The sequence below is a fragment of the Aliivibrio sp. 1S128 genome (assembly GCF_001691065.1).
Lineage (GTDB): Bacteria > Pseudomonadota > Gammaproteobacteria > Enterobacterales > Vibrionaceae > Aliivibrio.
On record NZ_MAJV01000184.1, the window covers coordinates 804 to 2,616 of the forward strand.

3 protein-coding genes are annotated in these 1,813 nt (G+C 33.6%); all 3 read right to left on the reverse strand.

What is annotated here, in order from left to right; translation table 11 throughout:
* Positions 1 to 9: 9 nt before the first annotated feature.
* The 3 genes from A6E03_RS19685 to A6E03_RS19700 all read right to left on the reverse strand — a co-directional run bounded on the left by A6E03_RS19685 (position 10) and on the right by A6E03_RS19700 (position 1,664).
* On the reverse strand, positions 10 to 294 hold the full coding sequence (locus A6E03_RS19685) for a hypothetical protein (RefSeq protein WP_065601585.1): 285 nt from the start codon (positions 292 to 294) through the stop codon (positions 10 to 12).
* Between the two features lie 42 nt (positions 295 to 336).
* Entirely contained in the window at positions 337 to 642 is a 306-nt protein-coding gene (locus tag A6E03_RS19690) for a hypothetical protein (protein WP_065593008.1), read from the reverse strand.
* A 245-nt stretch (positions 643 to 887) separates the two neighbouring features.
* Entirely contained in the window at positions 888 to 1,664 is a 777-nt protein-coding gene (locus A6E03_RS19700; RefSeq protein WP_083201887.1) for a hypothetical protein, read from the reverse strand.
* Between the last annotated feature and the right edge of the window lie 149 nt (positions 1,665 to 1,813).

Sequence of the window (1,813 nt, forward strand, 5' to 3'; positions counted from 1 at the left end):
ATGCATTTGTTATGTGCGTTTCAATTTAGACAGATGTTTTTGATATTTACGCTCTCGAAAAAACCATGAAATTAAACTTGTTGGTATCAATACACCAATTGCAATTGTGATATAAATTGCTGATTCTTGTATTGATGATAAATACCACGCAGAAGATGGGAAAATAAAACCGGCAAGAATGTGACCGACAAGCAAACCAAATAGAGCCAGACTAGAGCTACGTATCATATAGCTAATCATTCCTCTTTTACGTTCATTTTTCCATTTGTGAAATGCAATATCAGGGTCTTTCATAAAACATAACCTTATATCGTGAACTAGATTTAAATTGAGTAATTAAGAATTTGACGATTTTGCTAACCTTCTTTTCTTACACTCTTTTTCATAAATGGTTTCACTTATTATCCACATAAAATAATTTATGATTAAACCAAAAACGAGTAAAGCAGATATTTGTACATAGAAGTCTAGCCAATATTCTTCCCATGTACGTATTTTATCGAAAACAATATAGCCAATAAATCCACCGAACAAGACAGCGCCACCAATAATCAATGTTTGCTTTAAAACATAATTTAGCTGCCCTTTTTTACGGGTAATTGCCCAACGTTCAAATTGCTTATTTTTCCACTGCTTGATCATAGGTTAATTTTCTCGTTTTAGTAACAACCAAAGATTAAGATTATACCCTTCACGATTAATAAAATGTGTTCTACTTCAATAGAAAAGAAGATGTAAGCCTCACACAGTAAAAAAGCACATAACGCCTGCATAACACGTTTGCTACTATGCAGATTAAGCTTAAATTTACCACTTAATACGCTAAACTCAAAGAAACCTAGAATGCCGAATGTAGCAAATCGTGTTGATGCGATTGTTAAGTGCATTCACAACGTATGCGATTGAGCCTTTTCATGAACAGCTTTGAAGCCATCATGCACTTGCTTTAAGTCGCTAAGTTCAACCTTAGGAATTTTAATTTGTGGTCGATTTACTAATTGACCGCCAATACGCTTAGCACGTATATCATGAATATCTGTACCTACATGGAAGAAATAACAAATTAGAAAACCACTGATCATGAAGTAATAAACTATCCCATCTTCGGCAGTTTTTCCATGTTCTACACCAAAATGTAAAAATACACTTCGAATAACATCGTCACTAACACCACCTTTTGAATCTACAACTCTAACTACCGATATACGTATAAAATGATCAAGTTTAAGCGATGTTTGCAGTTTGATTGACTTATTTTTAATAGATGAAGCTAAGATGCTTTCAAACTGTTGTTGCAACTGAACACTTGAAAACTCTTCCAATGAAGAAATCGATGCTCGCCATAAAATACTAATGAGAAAAAGATAGTACTCAGTATACTTAAATCCATTGAATTCAATATACTTTCTTGTCTTTTTTACTCCTTTACTACTTTTAAATAATCTAGTTCCATATTTTTCATAGTTATCACTAAGAAACTGTTCACAACTTCGGCATAATAATTTTTCTTTAGGGTCTGAGTTAACTTTTTTTGGGACTGTTGTTTCATCACAAGTAATAGACACCAGTTGACCGTTACCTTTTTTCAACCCTCTTAAATACGATTTGGGGATTATATGTGATTTTTGCAATACATCATCTTTTCCACACAGCCTGCAATTCATTCTATTTTTTCCTCCTAGCACTTAACGCCGCAATAACACGTTTACTACGACATAGACTTAGCTGAATTTTACCGCCTTAATCACTGAAACTAAAGGCAAACTGACAACGCCGAGTGTAGCAAATCGTGTTGATGCATTTGTTATGCCTA